General features: G+C 33.9%; 10 protein-coding genes. 5 read left to right on the top strand and 5 right to left on the bottom strand.

The features are described 5' to 3' along the window. The first annotated feature begins 278 nt into the window (after nucleotides 1–278). From J8H85_RS19105 to J8H85_RS14185, 5 genes are all read left to right on the top strand, one after another. Nucleotides 279–5,255 carry a translocation/assembly module TamB domain-containing protein gene (locus J8H85_RS19105; RefSeq protein ID WP_449566796.1) on the top strand — a complete coding sequence of 1,659 codons (4,977 nt, stop codon included), beginning with the start codon at nucleotides 279–281 and terminating at the stop codon, nucleotides 5,253–5,255. Next, on the top strand, nucleotides 5,248–7,530 hold the full coding sequence (tamL, locus tag J8H85_RS14200) for a translocation and assembly module lipoprotein TamL (RefSeq protein WP_245243820.1): 2,283 nt from the start codon (nucleotides 5,248–5,250) through the stop codon (nucleotides 7,528–7,530). Before J8H85_RS19105 ends, tamL begins: the two co-directional genes overlap by 8 nt. A 265-nt stretch (nucleotides 7,531–7,795) precedes the next feature. Continuing rightward, nucleotides 7,796–8,437, top strand: coding sequence for a glycoside hydrolase family 19 protein (locus tag J8H85_RS14195; RefSeq protein ID WP_245243819.1), 642 nt, complete (start codon nucleotides 7,796–7,798; stop codon nucleotides 8,435–8,437). 438 nt (nucleotides 8,438–8,875) lie between these two features. Beyond that, nucleotides 8,876–9,322, top strand: coding sequence for a protein-disulfide reductase DsbD domain-containing protein (locus J8H85_RS14190; RefSeq protein WP_209655875.1), 447 nt, complete (start codon nucleotides 8,876–8,878; stop codon nucleotides 9,320–9,322). An 11-nt stretch (nucleotides 9,323–9,333) separates the two neighbouring features. Then, a complete protein-coding gene (locus J8H85_RS14185; RefSeq protein ID WP_209655874.1) occupies nucleotides 9,334–11,295 on the top strand; it encodes a protein-disulfide reductase DsbD family protein in 1,962 nt (653 codons plus the stop codon). Nucleotides 11,296–11,673: 378 nt separating this feature from the next. On the opposite strand, the gene J8H85_RS14180 is transcribed toward J8H85_RS14185, so the two are convergent. The 5 genes from J8H85_RS14180 to J8H85_RS14160 form a co-directional block, all read right to left on the bottom strand. Then, the gene (locus J8H85_RS14180; RefSeq protein WP_209655873.1) at nucleotides 11,674–12,642 is read right to left on the bottom strand and encodes a TIGR03571 family LLM class oxidoreductase; all 969 of its coding nucleotides are present in this window, start codon (nucleotides 12,640–12,642) and stop codon (nucleotides 11,674–11,676) included. 55 nt (nucleotides 12,643–12,697) lie between these two features. After that, nucleotides 12,698–13,639, bottom strand: a complete 942-nt coding sequence (locus J8H85_RS14175) for an aldo/keto reductase (protein ID WP_317195009.1) — start codon at nucleotides 13,637–13,639, stop codon at nucleotides 12,698–12,700. 8 nt (nucleotides 13,640–13,647) lie between these two features. Continuing rightward, nucleotides 13,648–14,856 carry an MFS transporter gene (locus J8H85_RS14170; protein ID WP_209655872.1) on the bottom strand — a complete coding sequence of 403 codons (1,209 nt, stop codon included), beginning with the start codon at nucleotides 14,854–14,856 and terminating at the stop codon, nucleotides 13,648–13,650. Nucleotides 14,857–14,881: 25 nt separating this feature from the next. Continuing rightward, nucleotides 14,882–15,820 carry a cyclase family protein gene (locus J8H85_RS14165; RefSeq protein ID WP_209655871.1) on the bottom strand — a complete coding sequence of 313 codons (939 nt, stop codon included), beginning with the start codon at nucleotides 15,818–15,820 and terminating at the stop codon, nucleotides 14,882–14,884. 133 nt (nucleotides 15,821–15,953) lie between these two features. Then, on the bottom strand, nucleotides 15,954–17,051 hold the full coding sequence (locus J8H85_RS14160) for an L-dopachrome tautomerase-related protein (protein ID WP_209655870.1): 1,098 nt from the start codon (nucleotides 17,049–17,051) through the stop codon (nucleotides 15,954–15,956). Nucleotides 17,052–17,075: the final 24 nt, after the last annotated feature.

Here is a 17,075-nt window from a genome sequence, read left to right as displayed (position 1 = left end):
CTTCAAAATGAGGTCTCGACTGCGCTCGACCTGACATAGAGATGATATTAAAGCTGATAGATACCATATTTATCAGCTTTATTATTAAATTAACCTTCGATGTAAAAAGAACTACGATTATTATTTACCTTCAAAAATTAACTATTGAAATTTTAAAATAATTTCATTTAATTATGTAACATATTTAAATTACATAACAATATCTTCACATAAAATCTCCATAAGTACAAATTGTAGAAAATCAATTAGTATTTTTATATAAGAACATTTTAGTTTAGATGGTTATATTCAAAAAAGTCGTTAAATTTTTTTTTAAAGGCCTGTTAATAATTGTAGCGCTTTTTTTATTGCTTGTACTTGCATTGCAAATTCCTTTTGTACAAAATTTTGTAAAAGATAAAGCCGTTGTTTTTTTAGAAGAAAAAATAAAAACAAAGGTAGAAGTGGGATCAATCGAAATAGGTTTGCCCAAAAAAGTGATTCTACATGATTTTTATTTTGAAGACCAAGCTGCCGACACTTTATTAGCAGGGAAAACATTAAAAATTGATATCAGTTTGTTTAAGTTGCTTAGTAATAAAGTTGAAATCAATTCTATTGACTTAGAAGAAATAACAGCGAACATAAGTGTCAATAAAGACTCCGTTTTTAATTTTGATTATATCATTAAGGCTTTTGAAACGAATGAGCCTAAATCAAATGATACTACAGCAATTTCAATTAAAAAAATCAATTTAGATGAAATAAAATTCACTTATAAAGATGCTGTTTCTAAAAATGATATAGACGTTTTTATCAACCATTTTGATACAAAAATTGATAAGTTTAATTTAAATGATCTTTCTTTTGATGTTCCAAAAATTAATTTAATAGGGTTCAATCTGGTTTTGAATCAAGATCTTGTAGAGGCAACAAAAAAAGCTACTAAAAAGATTGAAGAGGGAGCTGAAACAAGCATTATTAAGTTGAATTTAAAAGATATTAACTTAGAGAATATTAATATTTCATACAAAGATGCTATTACAAATATTGATACTAAAATTCAGTTTGAAAAGCTGAATACCCAAGTTAAAAACATCGATTTAGAAAAGCAGATTATTGCCATCAATTCCATAGAATTAAACAATACAAATGGGCAATTTACTTTAACAGCCTCAAATAAAATTACAGAATCAACCGCAGAAAATACTTCAAATGCGTCATGGAAAATTGATGTTAATACCATTTCCATAACCGATTTTAATGTCGCTTTTGATAATAATAATACTGCTAAAACTTCACAAGGAATCGATTTTAACCATTTAGAATTAACCAATCTTAACTTTAATGGCAATTCCGTAGCTATTGATACTGATGCTTATAGTGGCGACATTGAAACCTTATCTTTTAAAGAAAAAAGTGGTTTTCAATTAGACGCTTTAAAAACGGCTTTTAATTATAATTCTAAAGGTGCATCACTAAAAAAGTTATATTTAAAAACACCTCAAACCACCTTGCAAAATAGTGTCGTGGTAACATATCCTTCCATAGAATCTATTAGTGAAAATCCGGAAAATTTGGAAGTTGATGGGACCTTAATGGATAGTAAATTGGGTTTTAAAGATGTTTTATTATTAATACCTCAATTAAATTCTAACAACATTTTTAAAAACAACCCAAAAGCTATTGTAAACTTCAATGCTGTTGTAAAAGGAAGGGTCGATAATTTAGAAATCAATACGTTTAACGCCAGCGGAATTGGAAGTACACAAGTGGATGTTAACGGAACGATTACCGGCTTACCAAATATTGAAAAAACCATTTTTAATCTTGATATTAAAAATTTTGAAAGTTCTTCAAAAGATATTTATGCTTTTACTCCTAAAAACACCATTCCGAACAGTATTCAATTACCTGAAAAAATAAGTGTAAAAGGGAATTTTAAAGGAGGCCTCCATGCTTTTAAAACGAATTTGAATTTAAAAAGTTCACTCGGTAATGCCATTGTAGAAGCAACTTTTGATCAATCAAGAAAAAATGATGAAACATATATTGCTGATGCCCGTGTTGAAAATTTCGATTTAGGCAAATTTCTTAAAAACAATCAATTAGGAAAAGTAACAGCAAACGCAAGTATAAACGGTAGAAGTTTAGATCCTGCAACGGCTACGGCCAAATTAAACTCAAAAATGGTAACAGCTAAATTCAACAATTACGATTACAAAAACATCACCCTTAACGGAAATATTGATAAAGGGGTTTATACAGCGAATGCCAGTTCTACAGACCCCAATTTAAATTTCATATTAGATGCTGAAGGTTCATCAAACCCAGAAAAACCGACTCTAGATTTAAAATTAAATATGGAATTGGTTGATTTAAATAAACTCAATCTGCATGCGGATCCCTTAAAAATGAAAGGAAATATTACTGCTAATTTTGACGATTTAAACCCCGATAATTTGAACGGCACCTTAAATGCCAATAATTTTTTAATTGCTTTAGAAAAGGAACAATTCCCGTTGGATACTATAAGTATTATAGCCAAATCTAGTATTGAAAAGGATTCCATTATTTTAAAATCGCAATTTGCAAATGGTTTGATTACAGGGGATTATAAGTTATCAACTATAGCCGATCAGTTGACAAACTCTATTTCGAGATATTATCAATTGAACAAAGAATATAGAAGGAATGAAGAAGATCAGAATTTGGATTTTGAATTCATCATCAAAGACAATCAAATCACAAAAAAAATAATTTCTGAATTTACAGAGTTATCGGAAATCACATTAAATGGATCTTACAATGCCGTTAATGATTCCATTATTGTTAACGCCTCCATTCCTAGATTAAATTATGCCAATAATGAAATCTCTAATGGTGTTTTAAAAGTCCATACCCAAGATAATGCTTTAATGTACGATGTGTCTTTTGGCACCATTAAGAACACTCAATTTGAAATTCCGAAAACTAGTATTGTTGGAAAATTGGAAGACAACACGGTAGACTATGAATTGAATATTAAAGATGTAAAAAACACAGAAAGGTATGTTATTTCGGGAGTTTTTAAAGATAGTTTAGAAGCTTCCATCCTCCGTTTGAATCCCGAAAAATTACTTTTAAATTATGAAGATTGGAAAATTGATGCTGCTAATTATATAAAAGTGGAGAAAGGCGATTTGTTGGTTTCAAATTTTAAGATTGAAAATAATCAACAATCATTTTCTATTCAATCAGAAAACAATGTTTCAAATGCCCCTATTAACGTCAATTTCGAAAATTTTAAGTTGGAATCTTTAACTAGTATTGCCATTTCCAATTTTGAAGTGGGTGGTACTATTAATGGGGAAGCGACCTTAAAAGACATAAGCTCCAATTTATTGTTTGTTGCCGATTTAGATATTGAAAATCTGAGAATGAAAAACGATACGATTGGAAATACGAACCTAAAGGTTAATAATAAAACCAGTAATTTATATAACGCGAACGTTACGTTGTCCGGTTTGAATAACGATTTGAATATTAACGGAAACTACAGTGTAAGTGCAGAAAGCTTAGATTTGAATGTAGACATTCAAAAACTACAAATGGCATCTTTGCAAGCGTTCACTTTCAATAATCTAAAGGAAAGCGAAGGATTTATAAATGGGAAATTAAACGTCACAGGGAAAGCTTCAAACCCAAATATAGAGGGTAATATCAAATTTAATGACGTAGGTTTTTTAGTGGTTCCATTAAATTCAAAATTTAATCTGATTAATGATAAGATTGTTTTCAATACCGATAAAATAGTTTTTGAAGATTTTAAATTACAGGATGAAAATGGAAATCCTTTAAAAATAAACGGAACCATTGATAGTAAAGATTATACCAATTTAGGATTCAATTTAAATGTTATTGCGAATAATTTTAGGGCGGTAAATTCAACATCCAAAGACAATGATTTGTTTTACGGCGAATTGTATCTAGATAATAATTTGGGTATAAAAGGCACTTTAGACAGTCCTATTATTGATGGAACTGTTAAAATTAATGACGCTACAAGATTAACCATTGTGTTACCGCAAAGCGATCCATCCATCGCAGATAGGGAAGGTATTGTGGAGTTTATAGACCAAGATCAACCTGTGTTGATAACTGTTGAAGATCCAACGAAACAGATTACACAAACCGAAGTAAAGGGCATCAATGCATCTGTAAATATTGAGGTCGATAAAAAAGCCGAAATTTCCATTATTATTGATGAAGCCAATGGCGATTATTTAAAACTTCAGGGGGAAGCAGAATTAACAGGAGGCATCGATCCTTCAGGTAAAACAACGTTGACCGGAAAATATGAGTTTACAGGTGGTGCCTATGAAATGAATTTCAATTTAATAAAAAGAAAATTTGAAATTCAACCCGAAAGTTATATTCTATGGACGGGAGAACCTACTACGGCAAACATCAGTATAACAGCTGTTTATAAAGTGGAAGCTTCACCATTGGATTTGGTGGATGACCAGTTAGTTGGCATAACTACCGAAACCCGAAATACGTATAAACAAAAAATTCCTTTTGAAACCAACTTGATAATGAAAGGCGAGTTGTTGCAGCCCGAAATCACTTTTGATATTATTTTGCCTGACGGAAATAATAACGTTTCTACGGAAGTAATAAACACTACGCAAGCCAAATTAGAACAGATTAGAACCGATGAAGATGCCTTAAACAAACAAGTATTTGCACTTTTATTATTAAATCGTTTTATAGGTGAAAATCCTTTTCAAAGTGAAGCTGGTGGCACCAGCGGGACTTTTTTGGCAAAACAAAGTGTGAGCAAAATTTTGTCGCAACAGCTTAACAATTTAGCAGGCGATTTAATAAAAGGCTTTGAGTTGGATTTTGATTTGGAAGCCACGGAAGATTATTCATCGGGTGAAAAGCAAGAAAGAACAGATTTAAATGTGGCACTTTCTAAACAATTATTGGACGACCGATTAAAAGTAACCGTAGGCAGTAGTTTTGGTCTTGAAGGCGAGGGGCAAGAAAACGAACAAGCCACCAACATAGCAGGCGATGTGACTGCCGATTATTTGCTTACAAAAGATGGTCGATACAAAATAAGAGCCTACAGAAAAAATAACTATCAAGTGGCTTTACAAGGTCAGGTTATTGAAACTGGAGTCGCTTTTATAATCACTATGAATTACGATAAGTTTAGAGAGCTGTTTCACTCAAAGCGCAAAGGCAACAGACAAAATAGGAACAAGAATGAAAATGAAAATGAATAAGTATATAGCAGTCTTTTTTACCGTAGCATTACTTTTGGGCTGTAGTGGTACGCGTAAAATCCCTGAAGACGATTTATTGTATATAGGTCATACTTTAAAAATTGAAAAAGGCAAAGAACCGAAGAAAACAAGAAAAGCTATAGAAACGGCCTTGAATGATTTAATTCGCCCCGTGCCGAACAAATCTTTTTTAGGGATACGCCCCAGTATCTTTTTTTATAACATTTACGATACCGTAAATAAAGAGAAAGGTTTTAAACATTGGGTGAAATATAAATTAGGTAAAGCTCCTGTTTTAATGAGTAAAGTTGATTTGGAATACAACAAAAAAGTAATTCAAAATTATGTTGAAAATAAGGGTTTTTTCAATGCAGAATCAAAAGCGGATTCTACAAGAATGGGGAAAAAGGCTAAGGCTAATTATGAAGTGACTTTACACAATCAGTATAAAATAAAATCGGTTGTGTTTCCAAGTGATTCCATACTTCTGGCGAAAGAAATAGATACATTAAAAGAAAATAGTCAGTTGAAAATTGGGAAGCCCTACGATTTGGACATCATTAAAAATGAAAGAACACGAATAGATGCCAAATTAAAAGAGCGTGGTTTTTATTATTTTAATGAAGATTATCTTTTAGTTCAAGTGGATAGCACGGTTGCCAACCATGAAGTAGATTTATTGGTTAAAATTAAAAAAGACATACCGCAAAAAGCTAAAAACCAATATCGTATTAATAATATTTATGTCTATCCAAGTTTTAATTTGAAAAGGGATACCATGTCTACAAGAAAAATGGATACCATTAGATATAACGACTTAACTGTAATTGATAACAAAACGGTATTCAAGCCTTTTATTTTTGACAAAACATTGTTGTTCGATAAAGGCGATTTTTATAACAGAACCACCCACAATTTATCTTTAAACAGATTAATAACTTTAGGAACTTTTAAGTTTGTAAAAAATGAATTTAAAGAAAATGATTCTTTAAAAAACAATTTAGATACTTATTATTATTTAACCCCATTACCTAAAAAGTCCATACAAGTAGAAGCGTTGGCAAAAACAAATTCTGCTAATTATTCAGGTACGGAATTGAATGTAAATTGGAGTAACCGCAATACTTTTAAGGGTGCAGAGCTATTAAAAATATCGGCATTTGCAGGTTTAGAAACCCAGGTGTCAGGACAAAACAATGGTTTTAATGTGTACCGTTTTGGTGGAGAAGCCAGTTTAATTTGGCCTCGGTTTATTTCACCATTTACCATGACCTCTGGTAGTGCCTATGTGCCCAATACCAAAGCATCCTTAAGTTATGATTACCAGCTAAGAACCAAATTATATTCCTTAAAAACCTTCAACGGGTCGTTTGGATATTTATGGAAAGAAAATGAACGGAAAGAGCATAGCCTCAATGTGTTGAATATTGCATATACATCTTCCAATAATGTTTCAGATTTGTACAAATCACAAATTGCAGAAAACCCTTCATTACAAAAAGTAATAGATAAACAATTTATTTTAGGTACCACGTATTCTTATACCTATACGAATACCATGCTAAAAAATAAAAAAAACAATATCTATTTTAGGGGAGAAGTAGATTTATCAGGAAACTCAGTAGGCTTACTATTAGGTGCTAACGATAGTGAAAACCCTAAAAGTATATTGGGCGTTCCTTTTAGTCAATATTCAAAATTAGAATTGGATTTTCGTCACTATTATAATTTCAGTAAGGAAACAACATTGGCCAGCAGGATTATTGTAGGGGCAGGTATCCCTTACGGCAATTCTAGTGAAATGCCTTTTATAAAACAGTTTTTTATAGGCGGAACAAGTAGTATTAGGGCATTTAGGGCACGATCTATTGGTCCGGGTACTTTTAATGGCAATGAAGTAACTAATTCCTTTTTGCCGGACCAATCGGGCGATTTGAAACTGGAATTGAATACAGAATTAAGAACCGATATATACAAGTTTATTAAAGGTGCCCTTTTTGTTGATGCGGGTAATATATGGTTGCTAAACGAAAGTGCCGAAAAACCTGGTGCAAAATTCTCTGGGCAGTTTTTAAATGAATTAGCCGTTGGAACGGGCCTAGGTTTACGCTTCGATTTTAGTTTCTTGGTGTTAAGAACAGACTTTGCCTTCCCTTTAAGAAAACCATATTTGCCAGAAGGAAATCGATGGGTTATAGACGATATTAATTTTGGTAGTGGAAGCTGGAGAAAGGAAAATTTAATATTCAATTTAGCTATTGGCTATCCTTTTTGATGTGATTCTTCTTTTATCATAAAATAGAGAGGTCTTAAAAAGAAGTTATGCCAATGGCAAACATGGAATTTTGGACTTAGATGAAACCTAACGCAGTCTTCAAGAGCGTTAAATGAATGATTTTTTTTCATATCTTTAATAGTGTATTTATCCTACTTTGTTTTTCTTTTTATTAAGAAGAAATGGTTGTGTTTTTTTTTAGAAATTCTCACGATAGCTAAAAGATATTTAAGTATTCAATACTAAACCTTTTAAAACAAAACATATGATATCCACTGACCAAATGAAAACAATTATTCCCAGGATGAATTGGGATAAAGCACAATCTTATGTACCATACATAAGCACTGTATTACCAAATTTCGGAATAGATACACCTCTTCGTAAGGCACATTTTCTATCGCAAGTTTCGCACGAAAGTGGCGGACTTAAGTATTCTGAGGAAAATTTAAATTATTCCGTTCAGGGGCTGCGAAGTGTATTTGGAAAATATTTCAAAACAAATGAAATAGCAGAACAGTATGCCCGTAAGCCAGAAAAAATTGCTAATAGAGTTTATGCAAACAGGATGGGAAATGGAGACGAACAAAGTGGCGATGGTTGGAAATATCGTGGTCGTGGTTTGATACAACTTACAGGAAAAGATAATTATAGAAGTTTTTCCAACGACCATGGTATCGATTGTGTCAATAACCCTGATTTGATACTTGATCCAGAAGTAGCGCTTAAATCGGCATGTTGGTTTTGGAAAAAACGTAATATCAATGCATATGCCGATGCCGATGACATCCACATGGTTACAAAAAGAATTAACGGAGGTACCAATGGACTTCAAGACCGACAACAGTATCTAGATTCTTTTAAGAATCTCTACAAGGTTATGGAAGCTGACTCAAAGGTTGTTTAGAAGACTTTATTTCGCAACCAAAAAAGACTTATGGATTAAATATTTGAATTAATCTGTCAAATTTGACCAAAAGAAATTAAAATAGGGCTGACTTTTCAGCCCTATTTTATTAAAACTATCTTAAATAGAATGGTGCCAGTTTTTAAAAATTTATTTTTACACAATAAATAATCAAAATTAATGAAATGCATTTTTGTTTTATAAGCTCTTTTTAGTGCTATAATCCCATGTAAATATTGTGTACAAAAAGAGCTGCCATTATTTAGAAAAAATGTATTTTACAGCAATACTTTGGTGTAACAATTGCAAGTATTTAAACCAAAACAATAATTTAAATTTTTTAAAAACAATAGGACAAGAAACTTCAAAAATAAACTCTCTATACCTAAAGGATGTTTACATGGAAGAACTTGTTGCCACAAAAAATGATATTACTACATGAAAAAACTAATCTTATTTTTTACACTTATAATAGCCTTTGTAGGGCAAGCCCAAATATTAAAACCAGTAAAATGGAGCACATCTGTTAAAAAAATATCCGATTCTGAATATGAACTTATTGCCACTGCAACCATCGATAAGGGTTGGCATTTATATTCACAAAATGTACCCAAAGATGGCCCAATCCCAACAAGTTTCAGCTACCAAGGCAATGGCAACTATCTTAAAAAAGGGAATGCTTCAGAAGGTGAAGGACATACCGTTAACGATCCCATTTTCGGGATGAAAATCAAATACTTTGAAACCAAAGCTAATTTTAAGCAACGCATCAAACTCAAATCAAAAGAATCTTTTACAGTTAAAGGTACGGTTGAATTTATGGTTTGTGATGATAGCAGATGTTTGCCCCCTACCGAAGTTGATTTAGAATTCAAAATAAATTAGAACCGCACATAATGAAGAAGTTTCTTTTTGCTTTAACGGCATTTGTTTTTTCGGTAGCTACTTTTGCCCAAGTTTTGGAGCCCGTAAAATGGAGTACCGCTGTTGAAAAATTATCCGATACTGAATATCTATTAATCTCAAAAGCCACTATTGATAAAGGGTGGCATCTTTATTCTCAAGGTGTGCCTGATAATGGCCCAATTCCCACCTCGTTTACTTATGATGATAGCGAAGGAACCTTCAAAATTATTGGCAATACCGAAGAGGATGAAGGGCATACGGTAAACGACCCTGTGTTCGAAATGGAAATTAAATATTTTGAGGCATCGGCAACTTTCAAACAAAAAATAAAACTTAATGAACACGTTGAAACCATCAACGGTTTTGTGGAGTTTATGGTGTGCGACGATACACGCTGCCTACCACCAACCGAAGTAGATTTAGAGTTCAAAATTAGAAATGAAACAGCATCCAGCGGTATTGATGAAGACGCTAAAATTTCAGAGAAAGTTAATGAAACTGACAATAATTCAGGTGGTAACCAAGGACTTTGGATGGTGTTTTTTCTTGGTCTTGGAGCAGGTTTTGTAGCAATATTTACACCTTGTGTATTTCCACTTATACCAATGACTGTAAGTTTTTTTACTAAGCAAAGTAAAAGTAAATTGGAAGGTATACGAAATGCTATAGTTTACGGTATTTTTATAATTGTTATTTATGTATTACTAGGGACAATTGTTGTTGCCATTTTTGGAGCAAGTTCTTTGAACGCATTGGCAACCAATGTGTGGTTCAACTTAATATTCTTTGTTATACTAGTGATTTTTGCAGCTTCATTTTTAGGAGCATTTGAAATCATGTTACCTAATTCATGGGCAAATAAAATTGATAGTAAAGCAGATAGAGGAGGGTATGTTGGTATTTTCTTTATGGCCTTAGCTCTGGCTATAGTTTCTTTTTCTTGTACAGGTCCCTTTGTAGGTAGTATAATTGGGGCATCATCATCGTTTGGGGGTTTTGCACCAATCATTGGTATGTTCGGTTTTTCGTTGGCCATTGCCTTACCGTTCGCTTTGTTTGCCGCTTTCCCGGGATGGTTAAATTCATTGCCAAAATCGGGCGGATGGTTAAACACAGTAAAAGTGGTTTTAGGGTTTTTAGAGTTGGCTTTGGCATTCAAATTTTTATCAAATGCCGATTTGGTATTGCAGTTGCATTTTTTAGAACGTGAAGTGTTCATCGCCATTTGGATTGCCATATTTGGAGCCTTGACGTTTTACCTTTTCGGAAAAATACAATTGCCCCACGATTCCCCCGTCACTTATATTTCGGTTGGGCGTTTGAGTTTCGGTTTACTTACCTTGGCTTTCACCATTTATATAATACCAGGACTTTGGGGAGCACCGTTGAACTTAATAAGTGCCTTCCCACCACCACAACATTATAGCGAGTCGCCATATGGTGTGGGCTATACCCAATTGGGTTCTGGAGGTTCGGTAAGCCCTGAGGAAGTCCCTGAAGGTGCGCATTTAATGCCACCACATAATATTTTGGCGTTTAACGATTACGACAAAGGTTTGGCCTATGCCAAAAAAGTAGGCAAACCTGTGATGATTGATTTTACAGGGCATGCCTGTGTGAATTGCCGAAAAATGGAACAGAACGTGTGGGTGAAGCCCAAAGTTTTGGACATCCTGAAAAACGATGTGGTTTTAATATCCTTGTATGTTGATGATAAGCGTGAGTTGGAGGACGGCGACGTGGTCGAGTCTCAATTAAAACTGGGCAAAAAACTAAAGTACATCGGTCAAAAATGGAGCGAATTGCAAACCATTAAATACAAAACCAATTCGCAACCGTTTTATGTGTTAATGGGGCACGATGAACAAAACTTGATACCCCCTGTTGCTTATACACCCGATGTTGATGAATATTATAATTGGTTGAAACAAGGCATTTCAAACTTTAAATGAAAAGACTAAAAAGAGTGTTATTTGTTAAATCGATGTGATTTAGGTTTTTAGTTCGGTTTGTTTTTTATCACTTTTTATTTGACCGTTACAGTTCGTTAAAGTGCTTACTAGAGCAATTAAAATGATGGTTTTTATTGTTTTTTTTTCATTGGTGATATTTTTTTGTTGCACACAACGGGTAAGTATATTTATATAAAAAGCTGCGGTATTCTGATTTTCTTTAGAAAACTAGGAATGTCCGATAACAAAGACATATTTTAAAAATGGCCTAAAAGATTTTTTTAGCTCAGTTCTTTGTTGGCCACACGTTATTAATTTAGGAATTATTATTGATTAATTTTTATTTGTCAATTATTTAAATAATAGTAAAAAAAGTAACTAAGAGGTAACAAACTCCGGTAATACAACTTCTTCAATTTTAGCAATAGCCTCACTTACGGGTGTTTCAGATTTTCTAAGGTTTATTGCCATATGGTTGACTCCGACATTTTCATATGCTTTTAAATATTTTTCAAGATGATTAATACCTACTGTACCACCAAAACGTTGTGGTTTAAAAGTCGCATTGTCATCTTTAGATAGGTTTAAATGTATAGCTGAAATATAAGGTTTTGCTGCTTGGTCTTCGTCATACAAAGCGTTGCACCAGTATTTTCGATTTTCTAAAGTTTCGGCAACAGGTCTTGGGTAATTGAACCAAGCTTGCGCGTTTTTGGCAATCCAATTAATACTTTGTCCAGAATGACCGGCTACGACTAGCGGAATGTCTTTGTTCGGTTTAGGATAAACTTCTATACCGTTAGTTAAAAAATCGTATTTAGATTTTAAATCACTATTCGTTTTCCAAGCTTCTTTAATAATGTCAAGATTGTTTCTAAAAATTTCAGGTCTTTTTTTATAGTCGATATTGTACATTGGGAACTCCACAGGTCGGTCTCCCAAACCCAAACCTAACAAAAGTCTGCCATCACTTAAATTTTCTATGGTAGCAGCAGCTTTTGCCAATTTTATAGGCTGTTGCAATGGTAATACTATTGCTGCCGTACCCAACAAAACGTTTTTGGTAGCTGCAGCTAAATAACCCAAGTATGGTAAGGTGTCAAACAATTGAGCGCCATCACCAAAATTAGGGTCGTACACAGGAACATCTCGCGTCCATAAAGCAGCAAATCCAGCTTCGTCAATTTGTTGGGCCAATGCTAAATGGTTAGAAATGTCTGGCACGCCAAAAGGTCTGTTGTCTTCCAAACGTTTACGGTTACCTTCTGATGACCAATCGTTATCTAAAGGAAACTCTATGCCAAGTGTCATTTTACCTGGTTTGTATAGTCTATCAAATGGATTCATAGTGTGTGTTTTAAATTCATCAGGCATCCGCTAAGACACCTGATGAATAATGTGATTAAGCATTCCAGATACTGTCTGCGGTGTATGGTCCGTTGTCAACTTCCCAAAATTTGCCATCTATAAAGCGGTGTCCCTTGTCTAAATCCTTCAGCAACGCCGTATCTTCTTCTGTAAGCGTATAATTAATAGTTTCTAAATTCTGAAGCAACCTCTTTTCGTTAATGGATTTAGGAATTACTGCAATGCCTCGTTGCATAGTATACGCCAATGCTACTTGTGCAGGCGACATATTTCTTAAATAAGCGATGTTTATTATGGTATCATTCTCCAACAAGCGTAATGCTGCATTTTCATCTACAAGCGAACCTAATGGTGCATATGCTGTTAGATGCATATCAAAATGCGAGCATAATGCTTTTAATTCTTTCTGCTGTAAAAACGGATGCATTTCTACTTGATTCATCTCTGGTTTATGAACTGCACTCGCAATTATTTCTTTAAGCTGATTTTCATTGAAATTACTCACGCCAATATGTTTTGTAAGACCTTGCTCTAAAGCAGCTTCCATCCCTTTCCAAGTATTGGTTAATGGCACCTCTGATAATGGAATAAAATCGGATGCTTTTTCTGGCATTTCGGTTCCTTTTTTTAAAACTACTGGCCAGTGGATAAGATAAAGGTCTAGATAATCTAGTTGTAAATCTTCTAAAGTTTGATTCAACGCAGGAATCACATTCTCTTCACCGTGAGAAGCATTCCATAATTTGGAAGTCACCCATAAATCTTCTCTTGTGATCAAACCTTGTTTAATTGCTTCAGCAATGGCATTACCAACTTCTTTTTCGTTACCGTATGCCGCAGCACAATCAATATGTCTGTATCCAATTTTAATAGCGGAAAGTACTGAATTGTACACTTCATTAGGTTCAGATCTAAATGTTCCTAAGCCTAAAATTGGCATTTCGTCGTTATTTCTAAATTTTAATGTAGTCATCATTATATTATTTATATTTTTTCTTTTTTGAATAAAACTAGGGTTAACAGGAATCCAACAATTACCAGTAAACCTCCTACCCAAGGTGTCGCTTCAATTCCTAAGCTCGATTCTACAACCATTCCGCCTACATAAGCACCAATGGCAATACCAACGTTAAAAGCAGCAATGTTCAAGGCAGATGCTACGTCTTCTGTTCCAGGAAGATATTTTTCGGCCATTTTCACTACATATAGTTGTAAGGCTGGCACATTTGAAAAAGCAAGTATTCCCATAAAAAACAAGGTTATTATTGCAAAAATTTGGCTAGAAGCTGTGAAGTATAAAACAAACAATACGATGGCTTGTAACGCAAACATTACTAATAATGCTTTGCCTGGTTTATTGTTAGATACTTTACCACCAATAATATTTCCTATTGCTATGGCAATTCCATAAATTAAAAGAAATACACTAGTCATATCCGAAGAGAAACCAGTTACTTCTTCTAACAGCGGAGTTAAGTAGGTAAAGGTGACAAACGTACCACCATAACCAAATGCGGTAATGGCTAACACCAATAAAATAGACGGATTCTTAATCACTTTTAATTGGTCTATAAGACGTAATGGAGCCGATTGTTTGATGTTTTTAGGAACCAAAGCCAAACTAGCTATTGCACCTACTAATCCTAATAAAGCAACACCAATAAAAGTAGCTCTCCATCCAAAATTCTGACCAATGTATGTTCCTAAAGGCACGCCAGTTACAATAGCCACGGTAAGACCAGCAAACATTATAGAAATAGCTGTTGCTCGCTTATCTTTTGGCACCAAACTAGCTGCAATGGTAGACCCAATAGAAAAGAATACACCGTGAGCAAAACCTGTTACCACTCTAGATAATAGCAACAACTCAAAACTTGGTGAGATAGCTGCTAAACCGTTACCAATTATAAATAGTAACATTATACCCATTAGTAATTGTTTCCTTGGAATTTTACCCGTTAATGCAGTTAAAATGGGTGCACCAATGGCAACACCAATGGCGTACAAACTAACTAATAATCCTGCTGATGTTAATGATGTGCCTAAATCGTTTGCAACGGTAGATAATAAACCTACAATTACAAATTCCGTTGTTCCTATAGCAAATGCACTTATGGTCAATGCCCATAATGCTGCTGGTAGACTCTTCTTTTTGGCTAGCGTAGTATCTCTATGTATTGTTGATGTTTCCATAATTTCTAATTGTTTTTTGTTATTGTTATTTAATGGCAACAGGATTTATTTGTACTTGCGTAGAGCCTTCATATAAAGGGTGACCTAATACAAAAAGGAATTCCCAGGCTTTATCCTCAACCAACTCATCTACAAGAATATTTTCCAATACTTGTACACCGTATTCGGTTGCCATCATTTGATTTACAGGAAAAGAAAGTTCGCTGTTTTCGTGTGGTACAGCCTCAAAAGACCAGTTGTCTGCACCTGCTGCAACAATTCCTTTTTTACCTAAATAATGCGCAGCTTCCGTACCAATTCCAGGTCCGCCAGCTAGGTAACGTTTGTCATCTTTACCCATTAATTTTGTCCATCCTGTGTAAAACAAAACCACATCTCCTTTACGGATTTCAATGCCTTGTTTTTTGGCTACTTTTTCAATATCTTCTACTGTAAAAACAGTACCTTCTTTTACAATGTCTTGATTGTAATATGAGCGCATATCCAATACAATACCTCTAGTTACAATTGGAGGTAATTTTTCTAGACCTAATTTTTTTACACCAGAAACGGTTAAAAAATCTTCTACTTTATATCCGTTATAATGCACATTGTCTCGACCGTAGTGTGCCAATCCGTTTATTTGAGATCCAACACCTGTCCAACCAATTAACTGATCATCTACGTAAGTGAATTTGTTAGAACCTGCAGCAGCAGTTTCTGGTTGTAAAGTTTCAATATGAAAGTATCTGTGACGGAAAGCTGCAGTTTGTGCATTTACCACCATTCCTAAGCGGTATACTTTTCCTTTTTTAACCAATTTTACAGCATCCAAAACCGTTTCTTCATTCAAAAGGTTTAGTGCGCCAATTTCATCGTCTGCTCCATAAGGTGACGTTGGTACTTGTTGTGCGTTTGTAGTTAAAGCAGTAAAAAGTGTAGCTGTTAACGCAATTGTTCTTAATATATTTACTATTGTTTTCATTTTTATATGTTTTTAAATTTCTTATACAAATTTCCGATTAAAGCCAAGTGTGTACGAGGATGTACATCACTATTTTAAAGTGATGTATGTCACATTTAATTTTGATCATACATCACCTTGTTTATAATTTTATTTAATCTTTAAGCTTCATTTTTAATACCAAGTATGGCGGTTTACTAGCATCTTTTCCTTCATTTAACAAAGGCAGATTATGAAGCTGATTTGCTACGATATACAAGTAGTTTCCGTGTATAGCAACACCATCTGGCCAAGACAGGTCTTTTTTAGATTGTGCAATGGTTTTCATTCCAGCAGGCGTACTTTCTACAATAGCTGAATTTTCAACATCGGTGACATATACTTTGCCGTTTGCACCCACTTTAAATCCGTCAGATTTTGGTTTGTTGGCATAAAATTCGATGTACTTATTCAGGTCGCTATCTTGTTTACTTTCATCCGCTAAAACAGCAGATGGAATACGGTAAATTTTGGTATTCCCCATTGCACCATAGTAGATATACTTGTTTTCGTCATCTATAGAAATTGGATTTAAAGGATATCTTGGCTGTATGGTAGTACCATCTTTTCTTTTATGAGAGACCAATCTTCCGTGAATTTTCACTGGTTCATCTGCCGACAAAAACGAAGCATTCCCTTCCAGAACTCGTCTTATATAACCCGTTTCTAAGTTTATCACTACAAAAGCTGGTGCAATTGGCGGATTTAAAGCATCGGTCATATCTGCAATTACCGCAGTGTTGTTTTTCACATCGATTACAAAATCCTGTAAAAAAGGTTTTGTTGATAATACCGTATTCGGGATAGGAAAAACTTTTGTTACATTACCGGTCACCAAATCAAAACCAACCAATTTTGGAACCTGATTTTGTTTCACGTTACCCATATCCAACACCCAAAGTATTCCGTTAGCATCTGCTTGAATTCCGATAGTTGAATTGATACCTTTTATACTTCCGTTTTCTGGTTTTACAATCCATTCTTTATCACCAAACGGAATGGCTTCTCCATTAGGCAATATTTCTTTCACCATATATTTTGAAGCACTTAAGGCGCTCATTGTTACAAATATTCTTCCGTCCTTAGACACCGTTATATTTCCTGGTCTAGATTCTGGAAATGTTGCTATCGTTTCTAATTGTGCTTGTGCTAATAGTGTAAAATTCATTACAAATGCGAACAAGACTGTTTTTATAATTGTTATTGTTTTCATCGTTATTGTTTTTAAAAAGTGAAT

This window comes from Mariniflexile gromovii (genome assembly GCF_017814435.1).
GTDB lineage: Bacteria > Bacteroidota > Bacteroidia > Flavobacteriales > Flavobacteriaceae > Mariniflexile > Mariniflexile gromovii.
This window is presented reverse-complemented; position numbering and strand designations above follow the sequence as displayed.

Coding starts and splice junctions, on each gene's coding strand:
- J8H85_RS14190 (WP_209655875.1), top strand. CDS start 8,876: ATGAAAAAACTAATCTTATTTTTTACACTTATAATAGCCTTTGTAGGG.
- J8H85_RS14160 (WP_209655870.1), bottom strand. CDS start 17,051: ATGAAAACAATAACAATTATAAAAACAGTCTTGTTCGCATTTGTAATG.
- J8H85_RS14185 (WP_209655874.1), top strand. CDS start 9,334: ATGAAGAAGTTTCTTTTTGCTTTAACGGCATTTGTTTTTTCGGTAGCT.
- J8H85_RS14165 (WP_209655871.1), bottom strand. CDS start 15,820: ATGAAAACAATAGTAAATATATTAAGAACAATTGCGTTAACAGCTACA.
- tamL (WP_245243820.1), top strand. CDS start 5,248: ATGAATAAGTATATAGCAGTCTTTTTTACCGTAGCATTACTTTTGGGC.
- J8H85_RS14195 (WP_245243819.1), top strand. CDS start 7,796: ATGATATCCACTGACCAAATGAAAACAATTATTCCCAGGATGAATTGG.
- J8H85_RS14175 (WP_317195009.1), bottom strand. CDS start 13,639: ATGATGACTACATTAAAATTTAGAAATAACGACGAAATGCCAATTTTA.
- J8H85_RS19105 (WP_449566796.1), top strand. CDS start 279: ATGGTTATATTCAAAAAAGTCGTTAAATTTTTTTTTAAAGGCCTGTTA.
- J8H85_RS14180 (WP_209655873.1), bottom strand. CDS start 12,642: ATGAATCCATTTGATAGACTATACAAACCAGGTAAAATGACACTTGGC.
- J8H85_RS14170 (WP_209655872.1), bottom strand. CDS start 14,856: ATGGAAACATCAACAATACATAGAGATACTACGCTAGCCAAAAAGAAG.